This window comes from Bradyrhizobium sp. GW821-FHT12B03 (genome assembly GCF_058807535.1).
On the sequence record NZ_JBXAQU010000001.1, the window covers coordinates 308,802 to 327,480 of the forward strand.

Annotated in this window: 20 protein-coding genes; 9 read left to right on the top strand and 11 right to left on the bottom strand. The window is 65.8% G+C overall.

The window, feature by feature from the left end; translation table 11 throughout:
- Window positions 1-12 precede the first annotated feature (12 nt).
- Genes AC1RUR_RS01585 through AC1RUR_RS01595 form a run of 3 tightly spaced genes read left to right on the top strand, consistent with a single transcriptional unit; the run spans window position 13 to window position 3,189 of the window.
- Entirely contained in the window at window positions 13-468 is a 456-nt protein-coding gene (locus AC1RUR_RS01585; RefSeq protein ID WP_492841564.1) for a flagellar protein FlgN, read from the top strand.
- Between the two features lie 19 nt (window positions 469-487).
- Window positions 488-2,263: a flagellar hook-associated protein FlgK gene (gene flgK, locus AC1RUR_RS01590; RefSeq protein WP_492840650.1), complete on the top strand. Its 1,776-nt coding sequence runs from the start codon at window positions 488-490 to the stop codon at window positions 2,261-2,263.
- A gap of 14 nt (window positions 2,264-2,277) precedes the next feature.
- Window positions 2,278-3,189 carry a flagellin gene (locus AC1RUR_RS01595; protein ID WP_492840652.1) on the top strand — a complete coding sequence of 304 codons (912 nt, stop codon included), beginning with the start codon at window positions 2,278-2,280 and terminating at the stop codon, window positions 3,187-3,189.
- Window positions 3,190-3,195: 6 nt separating this feature from the next.
- On the opposite strand, the gene AC1RUR_RS01600 is transcribed toward AC1RUR_RS01595, so the two are convergent.
- From AC1RUR_RS01600 to AC1RUR_RS01650, 11 genes are all read right to left on the bottom strand, one after another.
- Complete coding sequence (locus tag AC1RUR_RS01600) at window positions 3,196-4,770, bottom strand: AMP-binding protein (protein ID WP_492840654.1); 1,575 nt, start codon at window positions 4,768-4,770, stop codon at window positions 3,196-3,198.
- Window positions 4,771-4,802: 32 nt separating this feature from the next.
- On the bottom strand, window positions 4,803-5,438 hold the full coding sequence (gene upp, locus AC1RUR_RS01605) for a uracil phosphoribosyltransferase (RefSeq protein ID WP_492840656.1): 636 nt from the start codon (window positions 5,436-5,438) through the stop codon (window positions 4,803-4,805).
- A gap of 69 nt (window positions 5,439-5,507) precedes the next feature.
- Window positions 5,508-6,248, bottom strand: coding sequence for a crotonase/enoyl-CoA hydratase family protein (locus AC1RUR_RS01610; RefSeq protein ID WP_492840658.1), 741 nt, complete (start codon window positions 6,246-6,248; stop codon window positions 5,508-5,510).
- A 221-nt stretch (window positions 6,249-6,469) separates the two neighbouring features.
- The gene (locus AC1RUR_RS01615) at window positions 6,470-6,598 is read right to left on the bottom strand and encodes a hypothetical protein (protein ID WP_256374891.1); all 129 of its coding nucleotides are present in this window, start codon (window positions 6,596-6,598) and stop codon (window positions 6,470-6,472) included.
- 90 nt (window positions 6,599-6,688) lie between these two features.
- The gene (locus tag AC1RUR_RS01620) at window positions 6,689-7,075 is read right to left on the bottom strand and encodes a hypothetical protein (protein WP_492840660.1); all 387 of its coding nucleotides are present in this window, start codon (window positions 7,073-7,075) and stop codon (window positions 6,689-6,691) included.
- Window positions 7,076-7,093: 18 nt separating this feature from the next.
- Window positions 7,094-7,285 (bottom strand): hypothetical protein, encoded by a 192-nt coding sequence (locus AC1RUR_RS01625; RefSeq protein WP_492840662.1) that lies wholly within the window; start codon window positions 7,283-7,285, stop codon window positions 7,094-7,096.
- A 112-nt stretch (window positions 7,286-7,397) separates the two neighbouring features.
- Window positions 7,398-7,796: a hypothetical protein gene (locus AC1RUR_RS01630; RefSeq protein WP_492840664.1), complete on the bottom strand. Its 399-nt coding sequence runs from the start codon at window positions 7,794-7,796 to the stop codon at window positions 7,398-7,400.
- Between the two features lie 26 nt (window positions 7,797-7,822).
- On the bottom strand, window positions 7,823-8,740 hold the full coding sequence (gene dapA, locus AC1RUR_RS01635) for a 4-hydroxy-tetrahydrodipicolinate synthase (protein WP_492840666.1): 918 nt from the start codon (window positions 8,738-8,740) through the stop codon (window positions 7,823-7,825).
- A 25-nt stretch (window positions 8,741-8,765) separates the two neighbouring features.
- Window positions 8,766-9,020, bottom strand: a complete 255-nt coding sequence (locus AC1RUR_RS01640; protein WP_492840668.1) for a hypothetical protein — start codon at window positions 9,018-9,020, stop codon at window positions 8,766-8,768.
- Window positions 9,021-9,152: 132 nt separating this feature from the next.
- Complete coding sequence (locus AC1RUR_RS01645; RefSeq protein ID WP_492840670.1) at window positions 9,153-9,413, bottom strand: hypothetical protein; 261 nt, start codon at window positions 9,411-9,413, stop codon at window positions 9,153-9,155.
- 40 nt (window positions 9,414-9,453) lie between these two features.
- Window positions 9,454-9,924: a hypothetical protein gene (locus AC1RUR_RS01650; protein WP_492840672.1), complete on the bottom strand. Its 471-nt coding sequence runs from the start codon at window positions 9,922-9,924 to the stop codon at window positions 9,454-9,456.
- 497 nt (window positions 9,925-10,421) lie between these two features.
- On the opposite strand from AC1RUR_RS01650, the gene AC1RUR_RS01655 reads away from it, so the two are divergent.
- The 6 genes from AC1RUR_RS01655 (at window position 10,422) to AC1RUR_RS01680 (ending at window position 18,524) form a co-directional block, all read left to right on the top strand.
- Entirely contained in the window at window positions 10,422-10,511 is a 90-nt protein-coding gene (locus tag AC1RUR_RS01655; RefSeq protein WP_008133410.1) for a K(+)-transporting ATPase subunit F, read from the top strand.
- A gap of 112 nt (window positions 10,512-10,623) precedes the next feature.
- A complete protein-coding gene (kdpA, locus tag AC1RUR_RS01660) occupies window positions 10,624-12,327 on the top strand; it encodes a potassium-transporting ATPase subunit KdpA (RefSeq protein ID WP_492840674.1) in 1,704 nt (567 codons plus the stop codon).
- A 14-nt stretch (window positions 12,328-12,341) separates the two neighbouring features.
- Entirely contained in the window at window positions 12,342-14,456 is a 2,115-nt protein-coding gene (gene kdpB / locus AC1RUR_RS01665; protein ID WP_492840676.1) for a potassium-transporting ATPase subunit KdpB, read from the top strand.
- Window positions 14,457-14,468: 12 nt separating this feature from the next.
- Window positions 14,469-15,074: a K(+)-transporting ATPase subunit C gene (locus AC1RUR_RS01670; RefSeq protein ID WP_492840678.1), complete on the top strand. Its 606-nt coding sequence runs from the start codon at window positions 14,469-14,471 to the stop codon at window positions 15,072-15,074.
- 40 nt (window positions 15,075-15,114) lie between these two features.
- Window positions 15,115-17,838 (top strand): DUF4118 domain-containing protein, encoded by a 2,724-nt coding sequence (locus tag AC1RUR_RS01675; protein WP_492840680.1) that lies wholly within the window; start codon window positions 15,115-15,117, stop codon window positions 17,836-17,838.
- On the top strand, window positions 17,835-18,524 hold the full coding sequence (locus AC1RUR_RS01680) for a response regulator (RefSeq protein ID WP_492840682.1): 690 nt from the start codon (window positions 17,835-17,837) through the stop codon (window positions 18,522-18,524). Before AC1RUR_RS01675 ends, AC1RUR_RS01680 begins: the two co-directional genes overlap by 4 nt.
- Window positions 18,525-18,679 lie beyond the last annotated feature (155 nt).

Sequence of the window (18,679 nt, forward strand, 5' to 3'; positions counted from 1 at the left end):
AAGGCGATGACCATGAATGTAGCCCAAGCCACGAGGACGAGTGCCGCAAGCGGCGACACGCGGATCAAGTCTCTGATCGCGCTCATCGACGTCCTGACCGTACTGGTCGCCGAGGAGAATGTGGAGCTCGCCAGGGGCCTGCCGGCGTCGCGTCTGAAGCAGGTCGACGAGAAGAACCGTTTGGCGGAGATGTTCGAACGGACCGTTGCCGAGTGCGCAGCGGGCACGACCAGCCTGAACGTACCGGACCGGATCCTGCGTGAGCAGCTGATGGAGCGGATCCTGAAGCTGCGCGCGGCGATGGACGAGAATCTGGTGCGCCTGCGCGCGGCGATCGAAGCCAGCAATCGCCGGATCGAGGCCGTCATGCAGGCGATCCGCGAGCAGATCGCGGCGGTGTCGCCCTATGGCGCCTCCGGCCGGGTCGCCGCGCGCCCCGTCTCCAGCGGCACCAGCCGCAGCGCCTGACGAGCAGAGGGTCCCCGCCGTGTCACTCAATATCGCGCGATCGATTGCCTTCAGCGGGCTGTCGGCCACGTCGGTGCAGATCAGCGTGACGTCGTCGAACATCTCGAACGCCGACACGACGGGTTACACCGCGAAGACCGCGAACCAGTCGAGCAGCGTCACCAACGGTGTCGGCACCGGCGTCACCGTGACCGGCATCACCTCGACGGTCGACAAGCTGCTGTTGAAGTCGCTGGTCGGGGCAACCTCCGACCTCGGATCGGCCGACACGACGAATTCCTACCTGACATCGCTTGAAAAGCTCTACGGCTCGACCAGCAGCAGCGACGGCAGCTCCACGGGAACCTCGCTCGCGAACAGCATCGCCTCGCTGGAATCGGCGCTGTCGTCGCTGGCGAGTACGCCGAGCAGCGCCTCGCTGCAATCCAACGTCGTCAGCGCGCTCGACGACGTCGCGAGCCAGTTGCGGGAGACATCGAGCGGCATCCAGAAGCTGCGCAGTGATGCCGACCAGGATATCTCGTCCTCGATCGACGAAGTGAATGCGGATCTGGAGCAGATCGCGGATCTCAACGCCGCGATCAAGCAGACGGCGGCGGCCGGCCAATCGACCGCGGACCTGGAGGACCAGCGCAACACCGCTCTCCAGGACGTCGCCTCCAAGATGAACATCAGCTATTTCACGGCATCGAACGGCGATCTCCAGATCTATACGACGTCCGGCCAGGCGCTGGTCGACAGTTCCGCGCACACGATCAGCTATACCGCCGCGGCCAACGTGACCGCGGCGACGACTTACACCGCCGGCTCGTCGTCGAGCGGCTTCAGCGCGATCACGGTGAACGGCGTCGATATCACCTCCCAGATATCAGGCGGCGACATCGGCGCGCTCATCACGCTGCGCGACAAGACCCTGCCGGCGGCGCAGTCCCAGCTCGACCAGCTCGCTCAGCAGCTCGCCTCGGCGATGAACAGCGTTTCGAATAGCGCCTCCTCGGTGCCGGCGCCGACGAGCCTGACCGGTACCACTGCCGTCGCCAGCAGCACGGCGCTCTCCGCCACCGGCACGGTGCGCATCGCCGCCACCGACCAGAGCGGCAATCTGGTCTCCTACGGCGATCTCGACCTCTCGTCCTACTCGACGGTCGGCGATCTCGTCAGCGCGATCAACGGCATCTCCGGGCTCTCCGCATCGGTCGATTCGGACGGCCATCTCTCGATCACGGCGACCGGCTCCGGCAACGGCGTCGCCATCAACGAGATGACGAGCTCGGTGGGAAGCTCCGGCGAAGGGTTTTCGGAGTATTTCGGTCTCAACGATCTGGTGACGGGGACGAGCGCGTCGGATATCGCGGTCAACAGCAAGATCCTGTCCGGAACCAACGAGCTTCAGCTCGCGACCCTGGATTCCTCGTCGAGCCTGACGGTCGGCAGCACGGTGCTGTCGTCGGGGTCTGCCACCGTCGTCAATGCCTTCTACGATGCCCTGACGGAGTCCCGGACATTTTCCTCCACCGGCGGGCTCGCCGCCACCACCGGCTCCTTCGCCGACTACGCCTCGGCCATCGTGTCCGACGTCGCGAGCAAGTCATCGCAGGCCTCCACCAACTACACCGCCAAGGAGACCGCGCAGTCGACCTATGCGAACTCGCTGTCGTCGCAGTCGGGCGTCAACCTGGACGAGGAATCGGCGAAGCTCAGCACGCTCCAGAACAAATATTCGGCGGCGTCCGCGCTGATCCAGGCCATCAACTCCATGTATTCGGCGCTGCTCTCCGCCGTGCAGTCGACGTAGGAGGGCAACAGGGCATGGTGGCGATGCGGGTGGCGACCTTCGCGCAGTCGAGCAAGATGATCTCCGACGCGCTGCGCGTGCAGGCGGTCATGGCCGAGAAGCAGGTCCAGGAATCGTCGGGCATCATCTCGAGCGATATCGGCGGCTACGGTTCGGACGCCCAGCACGTCGTCAACCTCCAGGTCTCGGTGACGCGCGCACAATCCTATATCGATGCCGCGACGCTCGCCGACAGCAAGGTGCAGGTGATGTATTCGGCGGTCGGCTCCATGACCGACATCATCACTCAACTGCGTTCCCAGCTCAGCGCTGCCTCGACCGGAAGCTCGACCGAGACGAATTCGGTGATCAGCTCCGCCCAGCAGATGCTGGAGGAGATGGGGTCGATCATGAACACGCAGTATGACGGCCAATACGTCTTTGCCGGCGGCAAGACGGACACGGCCCCGGTCGATCTCACGAGCTTTTCGTCGGGGACCGGGTCCCTCACCACGGCGGACGCCAGCTACTACGATGGCGACAATGAGATCGCCTCGGTCCGCGTCGCCGCCGGCGAAACCGTCGCCTATGGTGTCACCGCCGACAATTCGGCGTTCGAGGAAGTGATGCGTGTGCTGAAATTCGTGGCCAACAGCACCTCGCTGTCGTCTGCGGACATCTCCAGCGCGCTCGACCTTGCCAACACGGCGCTCGACGACACGGCGGCCGTGCAGGCGAAGCTTTCCAGCGCAGCGTCCTCGATCGAGACGGCGAGCGCCCGCCAGAGCGACTACAAGAGCTATGCCGAGACTTTGTCGAGCGACCTCACCAGCGTCGACGTCGCCGCCATTACGGCGGAACTCTCGACCTACGAGTCGCAACTCACCGCGTCCTATTCGGCGCTCGGCAAGATCCTGAGCCTGAATCTTGCGAGCTATCTGAAATAGGGCGGCTCATTCGGCCGCGATGCGCTCCATCGCCATGGCCCGCAGCCGGGCGCGCTGGATCTTGACGCCGTTGGCGCTGTCGGTGACGGGGAAGGCCTTCACGACATAGATCCGCGCCGGGACCTTGTAGCCGGCAAGCCGCTCGCGCAGGCGCGCGATCAACGCTTGCTGCTGCAGCGGCTCTCCGGCGGGAATCACGAAGGCGACGCAGCGGGCATTTCCCTTCAGATCGACCGCGACGACCTGGGCGTCGGCAACACCGGCGCACAACTTGAGCTCGTCCTCGATCTCGCCAGGCGCGACAAGGAAGCCGCCGAGCCGCATCGCGTCGCCGGCGCGGGTCTCGTAGACGAAGGAGCCGTCGCCGCGCAGCCGGCCGATGTCGCCGGTGCGGAAGAAGCCGTCGGCGGTGATCGCATCGCGCGTCGCGTCCGGATTGTTGAAGTAGCCGAGGAAGCGCGACGGCGCACTGATCTCGATCTCGCCGGAGACACCGGGAGCCGCGAGCTCGCCGGTCTCGGTGTCGCGCACGCGGACCTTGGCCTCCGGTGACATCGGCCAGCCACCGCCCTCGATCCGGTCGGCGAAGGCGTCGCTGGCGCGGGCGACCGAGAACAGGGCCTGCACCTCGCTCGAGCCGTAGAGGCCGTAGAGCGGCATGCCGCGCGCCTCGGCCTCTGCGGCAAGCTCGCGCCAGCCGGGCTGGAACGCGGCGAAGCCGCAAATTTCGAGATGTGAAAACCGCGGCGGTGCATCGGTGAGTGCGAGGATGCGGCGGAACATCTCGTCCGAGCCAAATGAGTGCGTGATCCTCTTGTCTTCGAGGATCTTCAGCGCCGGCGCGGCTTCGAAGGCGTCGAGCACATGGATGGTTGCGCCCGCCGCGACGAAGCCGAGCAGGCTGGTCATGCCGAAGGTGCCGCAGAACGGCAGCAGGGCCAGCAGCGAATGACGCTGCGGCGAGAGTTTTAGCGCCGTGGCGACGGAGGCGGCATGCGTGGCCAGCGTCCGCTGCGAATGCGCGACGAGCTTCGGCCCCTTGGTCGTACCTGAGGTGGTGTAGAGCAGCACGGGCAGGTCGACGTCATCTAGGGCGGGCGGGGCCGGCGGATAGGGCTCGTCGAACGCATCGAACCGCACGCAAGGCCAGTGCGCCGAGATCGCATCCGCGCCGACCACTGCGAGCTGTCGCAGTGCAGGCACCTCGTCCTTGGCGATATCGGCGAGGATGGCGGCAAAGTCGATCGAGCGGAACGCGGCCTCGACCACCATCAGCCTGGCGCCGGACAAGCGAAGCAGATGGGCGACCTCCGCGCTACGGTAGCGCGTATTGACGGCGGCGACGATCGCGCCGAGGCGGGCGGCGGCAAACAGCAGCGCGACCCATTCGATCCGGTTGACCAGCCAGACCGCGACGACGTCGCCCTTGCCAATGCCCTGCGCGGCAAGCCAGGCCGCAGTCTGGTCGATCTTTCCCGGGAATTCCGCGCGCGAGACCGGCGTGCCGTCGAACACGAAAGCGGGATCGGCGCCAGGCTCAGTGCCGATCAGCGATTGCAGCGAAAACTCATTAGGGCTCATGCAATCGCAGTAACCCGATCGCGCAAACCTGTCTACTTGGTGCCGAACATCCGGTCGCCGGCATCGCCGAGGCCCGGCACGATGTAGCCGTGGTCGTTGAGCCGTTCGTCGATCGCGGCGGTCCAGACCGGCACGTCGGGATGTTCGCTCTGGAATTGCGCGATGCCCTCGGGCGCAGCGAGGAGGCAGACGAAACGGATGTCGCGGGCGCCGCGCGCCTTGAGCAGGGACGCGCCCGCGCAGGCCGAGTTGCCGGTCGCCAGCATCGGGTCCATCAGGATCACGGTGCGGTCGGACAGGTCCTGCGGCGCCTTGAAGTAATATTCCACGGCCTGCAATGTCTCGGGGTCGCGGTAGAGCCCGATATGAGCGATGCGCGCCGAGGGCATCAGCGCCAGCATGCCGTCGAGGAAGCCGACGCCGGCGCGCAGGATCGGCGCCAGCGTGAGCTTCTTGCCGGCGATCTTCGGCGCCTGCATTGCGGCGATCGGCGTTTCGATCTCGACCAGCTCCAGCGGCAGGTCGCGCGTCACCTCGTAGCCGAGCAGCATCCCGATCTCGTTCAGGATCTCGCGAAAACTCTTGGTCGAACGATCCTTCTCCCGCATCAGCGAGAGCTTGTGCTGGACCAGGGGGTGGGCGACGACATTGACGTTGCTGGTGCTCATGAAACCGCTCTACACGGTTCCGTGAGATTTCGCCAGATCGGCCGCGCCTTTTCCGCGGGATATGGGACTTCAAGCGGGCAGCGCGACCGCGCTGCGCGCCCGGCTGCTTGCCTCGTAGGCAGCCATGGTCAATTCGCGGTCGATCGCCGCACGCATGGCGTCCATGGCCGGCTGGCGCAGACGCTTCTTTGCGGTCGCATGCGACGGCTTATGGATCTTGCGCAAGGCCGCGATGATCTCCGCGAGCGTGTCGTCGATGGCCTCAGGCGTAACCACGCGGTCGAGGAAACCTGCCGTTAGTGCCTCCTCGGGCTCGTACATCTCGCCCAGCGTTGCGGTGCGGCTGAGCCAGGCCGGATGCAGGCGGCTGCGCGCCAGCTCGATCGCAAAGCTCGGCGGTGCAATGCCGATCGCGACCTCGTTCAGCCCCATGCGGTGCGGCCCGCGCGCGCCCAGCCTGACGTCGCAGGCAAGCAGCAGGAACGTCCCCATCGGAAAGGCATGGCCCTCCATCACGCCGATGGTCGGATGCGGGAACGACATCAGCCGCAGCGCGAGCTCGGCGCCGGCCCGGACCATCTCGAGGCTTCCGGCGGCATCGCCCGAGGCGAACACCTTCAGGTCGAAGCCGGCAGAGAAGATGCCCGGGCGCGCGGAGCGCAGCACCACGATCCCGGCCTCCGTCTCGGCGCGGTCGAAAGCGGCACCGATCTCGCCCAGCATCGTGGTCGACATCACGTTGACCTTGCCGTCGTCGAGCCTGATCCGCGCGACGCCGTCCTCCAGCTCGTAGCTCACTCCCTTTGGCATCTGCCTCTCCCGGTCGTTGTCATGGCTCGACTGTCGGAGGCTGATGTAGACCGATCAATATAATTTCTGACCGAAGGCGGGCGCCATGCCGGCCGTGCCCAGACACCGCCAGCCCACCGTCAATGCCGCAGTGACTCTGTTCCGCCGCCAGGGCTTCGCCCGCACGCCCGCTGGCGAGAGGTGAACCGCGGACAGCCGATCGAGCCTGGTGTCATCATGCTCTAGACGCCGAGCCCGCGCGCCACGAGCGTGATCACGATCGTCAGGATCGCGCCCCAGACCAGGCTCAGTGTCATGGTCAGGATGGTCGTGGTGACCGCGTGCTCGAGATTTCCCTTGAGGAGCTGCACGCTACTTGTCCGGAGTGGGCGCAGCACTGAAGTGCATGCCCAGCAGCAATGCACCCATCAACGCAACCAGGATGGCGATCTTGAACTCGATCATGCCCGCCGCCTTGCCATCATGCGCGCCAGAAGCCGCCAGGCTCCCTCCGCCAGCACGATCAGCGGATTGCCGTGATTCTCGATGTCGAGCTCGAAAGCCTCGGTCGGAAACACCAGCGCACAGCGCGCCGGCGCGCTCTGTCGGTGGGCGAAATCGATCGCGGAGCTCCTGAACAGGAACAGGCCGCCGGCATGCCCATTGGCTTGGCGCGCGACCCAGAGGCCGGCACCGTTGCGGCCGATGAAAAAGGCGGGAATGGCAGTGCTGACGACATCTGGGTCGATCGGCCCAAGCGCCGCCGCCTGCTTGGCCTCAGGCCGGCGATGGGCGGCCTGAAGGGCGATCGCGGCCATGGCGGCCTCTTCACACATTTGCAAGGTCATGATGGTCTCCCATGCCGGTCAGGCGTGGAGATGCCAGACATAAATGGCGGTCTTCAACGCAATCAGCGCGGTGAGCACAGTACCCATCGAGAGCAAGGCCAGCCCCTGAAGCGCGATGCGCTTGAGCTGCGCCTTGCGCGCCTCGGAGATACGCGCCGGGCGATCGACCCCATCGAAGGGTCGGTCAAAGCCATGTGTCAGGATCGACATTTTGGAAGTCCTTGTCCCTCGGGCGGCGAGTCGGCCGCTCCGATCTGTCTCCTATGATGTCCATCGTTGCGTAGGATTGCGAGATGAGCGCTGGGCTACCCGTATAGGAATGTCATAAGGACGCCGACCGGCGCGATGGCAGTCCCCTGAAGAGGTCGGGGTTCCGCTTCGGCCGGGCGGCCTGAGACGGCTCAGGATCCGAATGCGCTCGCCCAATCGCTGCGGCAAAGGCCAGTCGCAGCCGTGGTTCCTCGATCTGCTTGCAGAAACAGTCCAGGACTGCATCCGCGCCCTGTAGCTGCCCGCTGATGGCCGCGCAGAGTTGCGAGCTGGTCCGCCGGAAGAAGTGGAGCGAGTCGTCGGGGTCACGCTGGTCGCCGGGACGATCGAGCTCCGCTGCGAGCGCCGCGACATTGAGCCTGTCGGACTCATCCAGCGTCACGGCAAAGCGCAGCAGCGCCAATTGCCAGGCGCGGAGCAGCCTGTGAGCTTCTCTGACTGCTTGCATCATGAGATAGCCGGATGCCCCGCGACCCGTCAGGCTCCGACGCTGTCGATCAGCTCCTCGTCGGCGATCGCGGCGAAGGCGCGTACCACCTCCCTCTGCGCGGCCGCGTCCAGCGGCACGATCGGCAGCCGTGTGGCCGGCGACATCAGGCCCAGCACGCTCAGGGCGCTCTTGAGCGCTGCCGGGCTGTCCTTGGAGAGGCAGGCGATGAGCGGCATCAGGCGCTTGTGCAGGTAGCGGGCGGATTGCAGGCGGCCTTGCCTGACCTGCGAAAAGATCGTGCGGCAGAGATCGGGGGCGATGTTGGAGACCTCCGAGATCGCGCCGTCGCCGCCGCCTGCGATGTAGCCGAAGGCGGTAGCGTCGTCGCCGGAGAGCAGGCGAAAGCTGGCCGGGAGGTGCCGGGCGAGGCGCATCGGTCGGGTGATATCCCCGCTCGCGTCGCGCAGGCCCACGAACTGACGGGATTCGACGAGACGCAGCAGCGTCTCGTCGGCGAGTGGGCGCAGCGTGCGGGAGGGAACGTCGTGCAGGATCACCGGCAGGCCGGTGGCGCCGGCGATGGCGCGGAAATGCGCGAGCATTCCCACCTGCATCGGCTTGTTGTAGGCCGGCACCACCGCCATGACGGCATCGGCGCCGGCCGCTTCCGCCCGCCGCGCAAGCTCGATGACCTGGCTGGTGGCATTCGACAGCGCGCCGGCGATGATCCGCACGCGGCCGCGGGCGACATCGACCGCGGCGCGGATGACGAGCTCCTGCTCGGCCGCCGAGAGCGTCGGTGCTTCGCCGGCGGTCTCGCAGACCACGATCGCAGGGACACCCGCCGCGATCTGGCGTTCGCAGAGCGCGGCGAACGCCTTGAGATCGATGGCGTCAGCCGCGTCGAACGGTGTCGGCAGGTCCGGAATGAAGCCGGTGAACCAGGCAGAGGGAGGAATGAACATGGCTGTCCCGCGGAAAAGTGCCGGCTCAGGCGGCGCGCCGCGAGACGATGGCGTTGGGGTTCTTGCCCATGTCGAGCTCGATCTCGCGCGGCAGTTCGACGATGGTCTCCGGATGCTGTCCGTTCTCGAACAACGCATATTTGACGGCCTGGGCCCGGCTGACGAACAGGCCGCCATAGAGGCCGTTCTGCTCCTGCGCGACCCATTGTCCCCGGTGATTCCGGCCGATGAAGACGATGGTGGAGGGCGAGCTGCACGAGGGAGGTTCGACGAGTTTCACGGATGTATTCCTTCTGGACGACGCCGGCGCGGGATGCATGTCCCTGCCTGCGCTCTCAATATCCTGTCTTGCGAATATGATTTCGAGGGCGGGCGCGCGGCGATCTCATAGGAAGGTCATAAAGCCGGCCGCTCAGGCCACGTCATTGGCAATGTGAACCAGCGCGAACAGTGCGCCGAAGGCGGCAGCTTCGTCCCAATGATTGAGGGCAGGGCCGAACGGCGGTTCGCGCCTGACGAGACCGGCGAGCGCACACAGGATGATCGACATCCAGAGCAGGCCGGCGAGGCTTCGGCCAAAGCCGACGCTGCCGAATGCGGCAAAGACAACGAGCAGCACGACGCGGACGGCGAAGCGTGCGATCACGCGCGCCGGGCTCAGCGTGTGCGACATGTCCGGAGCTTGTGGCAAAGCGTGAGTCCGTCAGGCTGCCCTAGCCGAAATTCTCGCAGGCGAGCGGCTCGTAGATCGAGTCCGGCGCAGGCCGAACGGAAGGGACGCTCGGGCGTGTCGCTTCCGCGGCGAGCGCCTGGACCTCGACGAAGGCCGACAGCAGGGCAATCGCAAGGTCGCCATGGCAGCCTTCGACCGCGGCGTCGAGCCAATCCGGCAATTCGCGTTCGCGCGAGAGCGCGCAGTGCCATTCGCCCTCATCATAGGCGATGCGGCGGACCTGCCACATCGGCAGCTCGAGCTCCATCAATGCCAGCGCCGCATCGGCCCAGGCCTCCGCATCGATCAGGCGCTTGAGACGCGCCGAGCGCTCGCTCTGGCCAAGCGAGGGGAAGCGCCGGCAGGCCTTGCTGATGATCTCAAGCATCAACGGTTGCGTCATCACCTGCGTATTGCGCAAGCGATCGCCGAGTGACGGCGGATCGAAGTGTCGGAGAGCGGCGGTGGTCATGTCAGGCCTCCTGGAAGTGGCGTCGGTCAGTCGGCCGGCCTCTCCAAGATGGCCAAAACGGCATTTGAAAACGAGACGAGGAAGGGGCGGGAGATATAAGGATTTCATAAGTGCGGGGCGGGGTGGGGCGGTGGTACGCCATCCTCCGCCTTCGCCGGGACGGCGATGTGATGTGCCTCGCGAGCGTTGTCCGACCGCGCCGCCAGCCCCGGCCCTTTATGAGATTCCTATAACTTCGCCATAGCCCTCATCTCGAAAACCTATGCCCGTGGTGGCACTTCAGCACGGTCAAAAATCCCGGCCGGCGCCGCCGGAAATGCGCTGCGTTTCCCGTTCCAGGTGCCTGCCGGAATCCCGAGAAGCAGTTGCGTCAGACGTCGCGGCGCAACGAGGAGCAACTCCATGATGGACTTTCTGATGCTGGCGCTGGGCTTCGCCTTCTTCGCTCTTGCGATCGGCTACACCTACGCCTGCGAACGGCTGTGAGGGAGTGGACCATGATCTTCGATTATGCGCTCGCCGGCACCGTCTCGTTCGGCCTCCTGATCTACCTCACCTACGCGCTGCTGCGGCCCGAGCGGTTCTGACCCGTGCTGCTGCTTCTCGAATTGCTGCTGGCCGACGCCGTGCTCGTCGCCGGCCTGCTTGCGCTGCTCCTGCCGCTCCTGCGCCGGACACAAAGCCTGAAGGGTTAATACCATGACTGTGATCGGTTGGTTCCAGATCATTCTTTTCTGCGCGATCATCGTCGCGCTGACCAAGCCGCTCGGTTGGTACATGACGCGCGTCTTCAACGGCGAACGGACGTTCCTGTCGCCGGTGCTGCGCCCGATCGAGGCGGGCATCTATTGGTTCTCCGGCGTCGACGAAAGGCGCGAGCAGCATTGGCTGACCTATACGGTCTCCATGCTGCTGTTCCATGTCGGCGGCTTCCTCATCATCTACGGTGTGATGCGATTGCAGGCGATCCTGCCCTTCAATCCGGCAGGCCAGGGCGCGGTTGCCGAAGACCTCTCCTTCAACACCGCGATCTCCTTCATCACCAACACCAACTGGCAGAACTACGGCGGCGAGAGCACGATTTCCTATCTCGTGCAGATGCTCGGCCTGACGCACCAGAACTTCCTGTCTGCTGCAACCGGCATCGCGCTCGCGGTGGCGCTGATCCGCGGCTTCTCGCGTGCCTCGGCGCGGACCGTCGGAAATTTCTGGGTCGATGTCACCCGCTGCACGCTCTATGTGCTGCTGCCGATCTGCGTCGTTTACACGTTGTTCCTGGTCTCGCAAGGGATGCCGCAGACATTGGGCGACTATGTCGAGGCGACCACGCTCGAAGGCGCCAAGCAGACCATTGCGGTCGGCCCGGTCGCCTCGCAGGTCGCGATCAAGATGCTCGGCACCAATGGCGGCGGCTTCTTCAATGCTAACGCCGCGCATCCCTTCGAGAACCCGACCGCATTGTCGAACTTCATCCAGATGCTGTCGATCTTCACGCTGGGTGCCGCGCTGACCAACGTGTTCGGCCGCATGGTCGGCAACCAGCGCCAGGGCTGGGCGATCCTCGCCGTGATGGGCGTGCTGTTCGTCGCCGGCGTCGCCGTCACCTATTGGGCGGAAGCCAATGGCACCTCGACGCTTCAGGCGCTCGGCCTGACCGGCGGCAACATGGAGGGCAAGGAGGTCCGCTTCGGCATCGTCGCGTCCTCGCTGTTTGCGGTGATCACGACGGCCGCCTCCTGTGGTGCCGTCAACGCCATGCATGACAGCTTTACCGCGCTCGGCGGCATGATCCCGCTGATCAACATGCAGCTCGGCGAGATCATCATCGGTGGCGTCGGCGCCGGCCTCTACGGCATGCTGCTGTTCGTCGTGCTCGCGATCTTCGTGGCGGGCCTGATGGTCGGCCGCACGCCGGAATATGTCGGCAAGAAGATCGAGGCGCGGGAGGTCAAGATGGCGATGCTCGCGATCCTGGTGCTGCCGCTGATGTATCTCGGCTGGACCGCGGTCGGCGTGGTCTATCCTGCGGCGGTCGCCTCGATGGCGAATGCTGGCCCGCACGGCTTCACCGAGGTGCTCTACGCCTTCACCTCGGCGACCGGCAACAACGGCTCGGCCTTCGCAGGCCTCACCGGCAACACCTTCTTCTACAATCTCACGCTCGCCAGCGCGATGTTCGTCGGCCGCTTCTTCATGATCGTTCCGGCGATGGCAATTGCCGGCTCGCTGGCCGCCAAGAAATCGATCCCGCCGTCGGCGGGCACCTTCCCGACCACGGGCGGGCTGTTCGTCGGCCTCGTCGTCGGCGTGATCCTGATCATCGGCGGCCTCACCTTCTTCCCGGCACTCGCACTCGGCCCGATCGTCGAGCATCTCGCGATGAACGCCGGCCAAGTGTTCTGATCGGAGTGACCTCCATGGATACGATGAAACTGCAAAAACGTGCGCCGATGTCGGCAATGCTCGATCCGAAGATCGTGCTGCCCGCGATCCGCGCGTCCTTCACCAAGCTCGACCCGCGGCTGATGGTGAAGAACCCCGTGATGTTCGTGGTCGAGATCGTGGCCGCGCTCACCACCGTGATCTTCCTGCGCGACCTCGTCACCGGCGGTGCAAATCTCGGCTTCACCTTCCAGATCATCCTCTGGCTCTGGTTCACGGTGCTGTTCGCCAACTTCGCCGAAGCGGTCGCCGAAGGCCGCGGCAAGGCGCAGGCCGAGTCGCTGCGCAAGACCCGCACCGAGAGCCAGGCCAAGCTGCTCACGGGCGCTGGCGAGGCCTTCAAGCTGGTTCCGGGCACCAGCCTCAAGGTCGGTGACATCGTTCTGGTCGAAGCGGGCGACACCATCCCCTCCGACGGCGAAGTGATCGAGGGCGTCGCCTCCGTCAACGAAGCTGCCATCACCGGCGAATCCGCCCCCGTCATTCGCGAATCCGGCGGCGACCGCTCCGCGGTGACTGGCGGCACGCAGGTGTTGTCCGACTGGATCCGGGTTCGCATCACCGCGGCGCAGGGCTCGACCTTCATCGATCGCATGATCAAGCTGGTCGAGGGTGCCGAGCGGCAGAAGACGCCGAACGAGATCGCGCTCAACATCCTGCTCGCCGGCCTCACCATCATCTTCGTGTTTGCCACCGTCACCATTCCGAGCTACGCGGCTTATGCCGGCGGCTCGATCTCGGTGATCGTGCTGGTCGCGCTGTTCGTGACGCTGATCCCGACCACGATCGGCGCGCTGCTCTCGGCGATCGGCATCGCCGGCATGGACCGCCTGGTGCGCTTCAACGTGCTGGCGATGTCCGGCCGCGCCGTCGAAGCCGCCGGCGACGTCGATACGCTGCTGCTCGACAAGACCGGCACGATCACGCTTGGTAACCGCCAGGCGACGTCGTTCCGCCCGGTGCGCGGCGTGACCGAACAGGAGCTCGCAGACGCAGCCCAGCTCGCCTCGCTCGCCGACGAGACGCCGGAGGGCCGTTCCATCGTCGTGCTGGCGAAGGAGAAGTATGGCATTCGCGGCCGCGACATGGCCGAGCTTGGCGCCACTTTCATCCCATTCACGGCGCAGACCCGCATGAGCGGCGTCGATGCCGGCGGCTCGTCGGTGCGCAAGGGCGCGGTCGATGCCATGCTCAATTATGTCGGCGGCAGTGCGCCGCTGGCGGTTGCCTCCGGCAACGCCGCCCGCGCCGTCCAGCCGATGGCACTGTCGGACGTCGGTCGCGAGATCCAGACCATTGCCGACGAGATCGCCAAGGCCGGTGGCACGCCGCTTGCGGTCGCCAGGGACGGCAAGCTGCTCGGCGTCATCCAGCTCAAGGATATCGTCAAGGGCGGCATCCGCGAGCGTTTTGCCGAGCTGCGCCGCATGGGCATCCGGACCATCATGATCACCGGCGACAATCCGATGACCGCGGCGGCGATCGCGGCGGAAGCCGGCGTCGACGACTTCCTGGCGCAGGCAACCCCCGAGGACAAGCTCAAGCTGATCCGCGACGAGCAGGCCAAGGGCAAGCTGGTCGCCATGTGCGGCGACGGCACCAACGACGCGCCCGCGCTCGCCCAGGCCGACGTCGGTGTCGCCATGAACACCGGCACCCAGGCTGCCCGCGAGGCCGGCAACATGGTGGACCTCGACTCCAACCCGACCAAGCTGATCGAAGTGGTCGAGATCGGCAAGCAGCTGCTGATGACGCGCGGTGCGCTGACGACCTTCTCGATCGCCAACGACGTCGCAAAGTACTTCGCGATCATCCCGGCGATGTTCCTGGCGTTCTACCCGCAGCTCAACGTGCTCAACGTCATGAACCTGTCGAGCCCGCAGAGTGCCATCCTGTCGGCGATCATCTTCAACGCGCTGATCATCATCGCGCTGATCCCGCTCGCGCTGAAGGGCGTCGCCTATCGCGCGGTCGGCGCCGGCGCGCTGCTCCGCCGCAACCTGCTGATCTACGGGCTTGGCGGCATCGTCATTCCCTTCATCGGCATCAAGGCGATCGACCTCGTCGTCGTCGCCCTGCACTTGGCCTAAAGGAGGCCCATCATGCTCAGAGAAATTCGCCCCGCCATCGTCCTCCTGCTGGTGCTCACCGCCATCACGGGACTGGCCTACCCGCTCGCGATGACCGGGATCGCCGGCGCGATCTTCCCCGCAAAGGCACAGGGCAGCCTGATCGAGCGCGACGGCAAGGTGGTCGGCTCCGCCCTGATCGGGCAGGAGTTCAAGGACGACAAATATTTCCACGGCCGTCCCTCGGCAACGCTGGCGCCGGATCCGAATGATTCGACCAAGACGGTTTCGGCGCCCTACAACGCCGCCAATTCGGGCGGCTCCAACCTTGGCCCGACCAGCAAGGCGCTGGCCGACCGGCTGAAGGAGGATGTGGAGAAGCTGAAAGCGGAAAATCCGAGCGCCGCCGTCCCGGTCGATCTGGTCACCACCTCGGCCAGCGGCCTCGACCCGGACATCTCCCCGGAAGCCGCGCAATTCCAGATCCCGCGCGTGGCCAAGGCCCGGAATATGCCGGAAGACGCGGTGAAGCAGCTTGTGGCCTCCAATGTCCAGGGCCGTCTGCTCGGCCTGCTGGGCGAACCGCGCGTTAACGTATTGGCGTTGAACCTCGCGCTCGACCGCACCGCCGCGAAGTAGCGGACTAGGCTCGCGGCGCTCCCATGATTATATTGGCCTGATGGTCCGAGAGCGCCGCGATCCCGAACAACGTCCGTCTCCCGAGGCGCTGCTCGAAGCCGCGCGCCGGGAGGACAGCGTCAGCGGCAAGCTGAAAATCTTCGTCGGCGCCGCTCCCGGCGTCGGCAAGACCTACGAGATGCTGCAAAGCGCCCACGCCAAGCGCAAGGCCGGCATCGATGTCGTGGTCGGCTTCGTCGAGACCCATGGCCGCGCCGAAACCGAGGCGCTGGTGCGGGGGCTGGAAGTGGTCCCGCGCAAGCAGCTCGATTACCGCGGCCAGATCGTCGAGGAGATGGACCTCGACGCCGTGATCGCGCGTCGGCCAAAAATTGCGCTGGTCGACGAGCTCGCTCACACCAACGCCGCGGGCAGCCGGCATCCCAAGCGCTATCTCGACGTCGAGGAGCTGCTCTCCCACGGCATCGACGTCTATACCGCGGTCAACATCCAGCACATCGAAAGCCTGAACGACGTCGTCGCCCAGATCACCCATGTGCGGGTGCGCGAGACGGTGCCGGATTCGATCTTCGACCGCGCCGATGCAATCGAGCTGATCGACCTCACGCCCGACGATCTGATCCAGCGGCTGAAGGAGGGCAAGGTCTACGTCCCGAAGCAGGCCGAGCGGGCGCTGGAACACTATTTCTCGCCGGGCAATCTCACCGCGCTGCGCGAACTCGCGCTGCGGCGCACGGCCGAGCGGGTCGACGAGCAGCTCCTCACCCACATGCAGGCCAACGCCATCGCCGGCCCTTGGGCTGCGGGCGAGCGTATTCTCGTCTGCGTCAGCGAGGACCCGCGCGCCGCCGGGCTGGTGCGGTACACCAAGCGGCTCGCCGACCGGCTGCATGCGCCGTTCACCGCGATCTCGATCGAGACGCGGCGCTCGCTCCAATTGTCCGACGAGGAACGCGATCGGCTGGCCGATACGCTGCGGCTCGCGGAGTCGCTGGGTGGCGAAGCCTTGACCATTCCCGCCATCGGCCGCCGTATCGCCGACGACGTCATCAACTTCGCGCAAGGCAACAACGTCACCCAGATCGTGATCGGCAAGTCGACCCGCTCGCGCTGGTTCGAGTTGACGCGCGGCTCGGTCGTGCATGATCTGGTCCGCCGTGCCGGCAATATCAGCGTTCACGTCATTCCGGGCGACGAGCTCTCCGGAGAGGCGGCGTCCAAGGCGGCGGTGCAGACCGCCGCGCGATCCGAATCGTTCAATCCGCTGCCCTATCTGAAATCGCTCGGCATCGTGCTGGTCGGTCTCGGCGCCGCCGAGCTGATCCAGCCCCGGTTCGGCATCGAGAACGTGGACCTCGTGCTGCTCACGGCCGTGGTGGCGGTCGCGGTCCGCTATGGCCTGTGGCCGTCGCTGCTGGCCACCGTCGCGGCTTCGCTGTCCTATAACTTCTTCTTCCTGCCGCCGATCTACACCTTCACGATCACCGATCCGACCAACGTCGCCGCCTTCGTGCTGTTCATGGCGGTGGCGATGATCGTCTCCAACGTCGCCGCACGCGTGCGCACGCAGGCCGACGCCGCGATCGGCCGCATCAGGACCACCGAGCAGCTCTATGCCTTCAGCCGCAAGCTCGCCGGCACGGCCACGCTCGACGACGTCTTGTGGGCGACCGCCTATCAGATCGCGCTGATGCTGAAGGTCCGGGTGGTGCTGTTGCTGCCGGAGGACGGGCTGCTCACGGTGAAGTCCGGCTATCCGCCGGAGGACCAGCTCGATCAGGCCGATCTCGCCGCCGCCAACTGGGCCTGGAGCAACGATCGCCCGGCCGGCCGCGGCTCGGACACGCTGCCGGGTGCAAAACGGCTGTTCCTGCCGATGCGCACCGGCCGCGGCCCGATCGGTGTCATCGGCATCGACAACGACCGAACCGGCCCGCTGCTGACGCCGGATCAGCGCCGGCTGCTGGATGCGCTGGTCGATCAGGGCGCGCTCGCCATCGAGCGCGTGCTGCTGGTCGAGGACATGGACCGGGTCAAGCGGACCGTCGAATCCGAGCGGCTGCGCTCGGCGCTGCTCACCTCGATCTCGCATGATCTGAAGACGCCGCTCGCCTCCGTGCTGGGGGCCGCCTCCACCATGCGAGATCTCGCAGGCGCGCTGTCCGACACCGAGAAACGCGACCTGCTGGCGACTGTGATCGACGAATCCGAACGGCTCAACCGTTTCATCGCCAATCTGCTCGACATGACCAAGCTCGAATCTGGCGCCATCGTGCCCAATACGGCGCTGCACGATCTCGGCGAGATCGTCGGCAGCGCGCTGCGGCGCGCGAGCAAGATCCTGACCGCCCACAAGGTCGAGCTGGTTCTGGCGGCGGATCTGCCGATGCTCCAGCTGGATGCCGTGCTGTTCGAGCAGATGCTGTTCAACCTGCTCGACAACGCCGCGAAGTATTCGCCGGCAGAGACCACGATCTCCATCAAGAGCCAGCGCGAGCGAGATCAAGTGGTGCTCCAAATCGCCGACGAGGGTAGCGGCATTCCGCCGGACGAGGTCGAGAGCGTGTTCGACAAGTTCTATCGCGTGCAGAAGGGCGATCACGTCCGTCCCGGCACCGGGCTCGGGCTCGCCATCTCCCGCGGCTTCGTCGAGGCGATGCGGGGCACGATCTCGGCGGCCAACCGCGGCGACCGAAGCGGCGCGATCCTCACCATCCGCCTGCCCGTCCCGGCACAGACCAAAGCATTGGATACCGCCGCATGAGTGCTGCCCCGATCAAGGTTCTGGTCATCGACGACGAGCCGCCGATCCGCAAATTGCTGCGGATGGGGCTGACGACGCAGGGCTATGAGATCCTGGAAGCGTCGAACGGCAAGATGGCGCTGGAAAAACTCACCGAGGAGCCGGCACTGATCATCCTCGATCTCGGCCTGCCCGACATCCAGGGGCACGAGCTGCTCCGCACCATCCGCGCCCGCAACGAGGCCGTCCCGATCGTGGTGCTGTCGAGCCGGGGCGACGAGGCCGGCAAGGTGCAGGCGCTCGATCTCGGCGCGGACGATTATTTGACGAAACCGTTCGGCATGGACGAACTGCTGGCGCGCCTGCGCGCCGCGCTGCGCCACCAGCTCCAGGTTCAGGGCGAGCGTCCGATATTCCGCACCGGCGATCTCTCGGTCGATCTCGTCCGCCGCATCGTCAAGGTCGGTGAGCGCGAGGTGAAACTGTCGCCGAAGGAGTACGACCTGCTGCGCGTGCTGGTCCAGCACGCCGGCAAGGTGCTGACCCATCGTTTCCTGCTCAAGGAGCTCTGGGACGAGCTGACCGATGCGCAATATCTGCGCGTCTATGTCCGCCAGCTCCGCCAGAAGATCGAAGCCGATCCGGAGCGGCCGCAATATGTGCTGACGGAGACGGGGATCGGCTATCGGCTGAAATCGGGGGATTAGTTGTCGACGTCAAACGACCCGTCATGGCCGGGCTTGTCCCGGCCATCCACGCCTTGACGCGCGGCACGAAGAACGTGGATGCCCGGGACAAGCCCGGGCATGACGACAGAAATTGTAGCGTGGAGATGTATCCACATCGTCATTGCGAGCGAAGC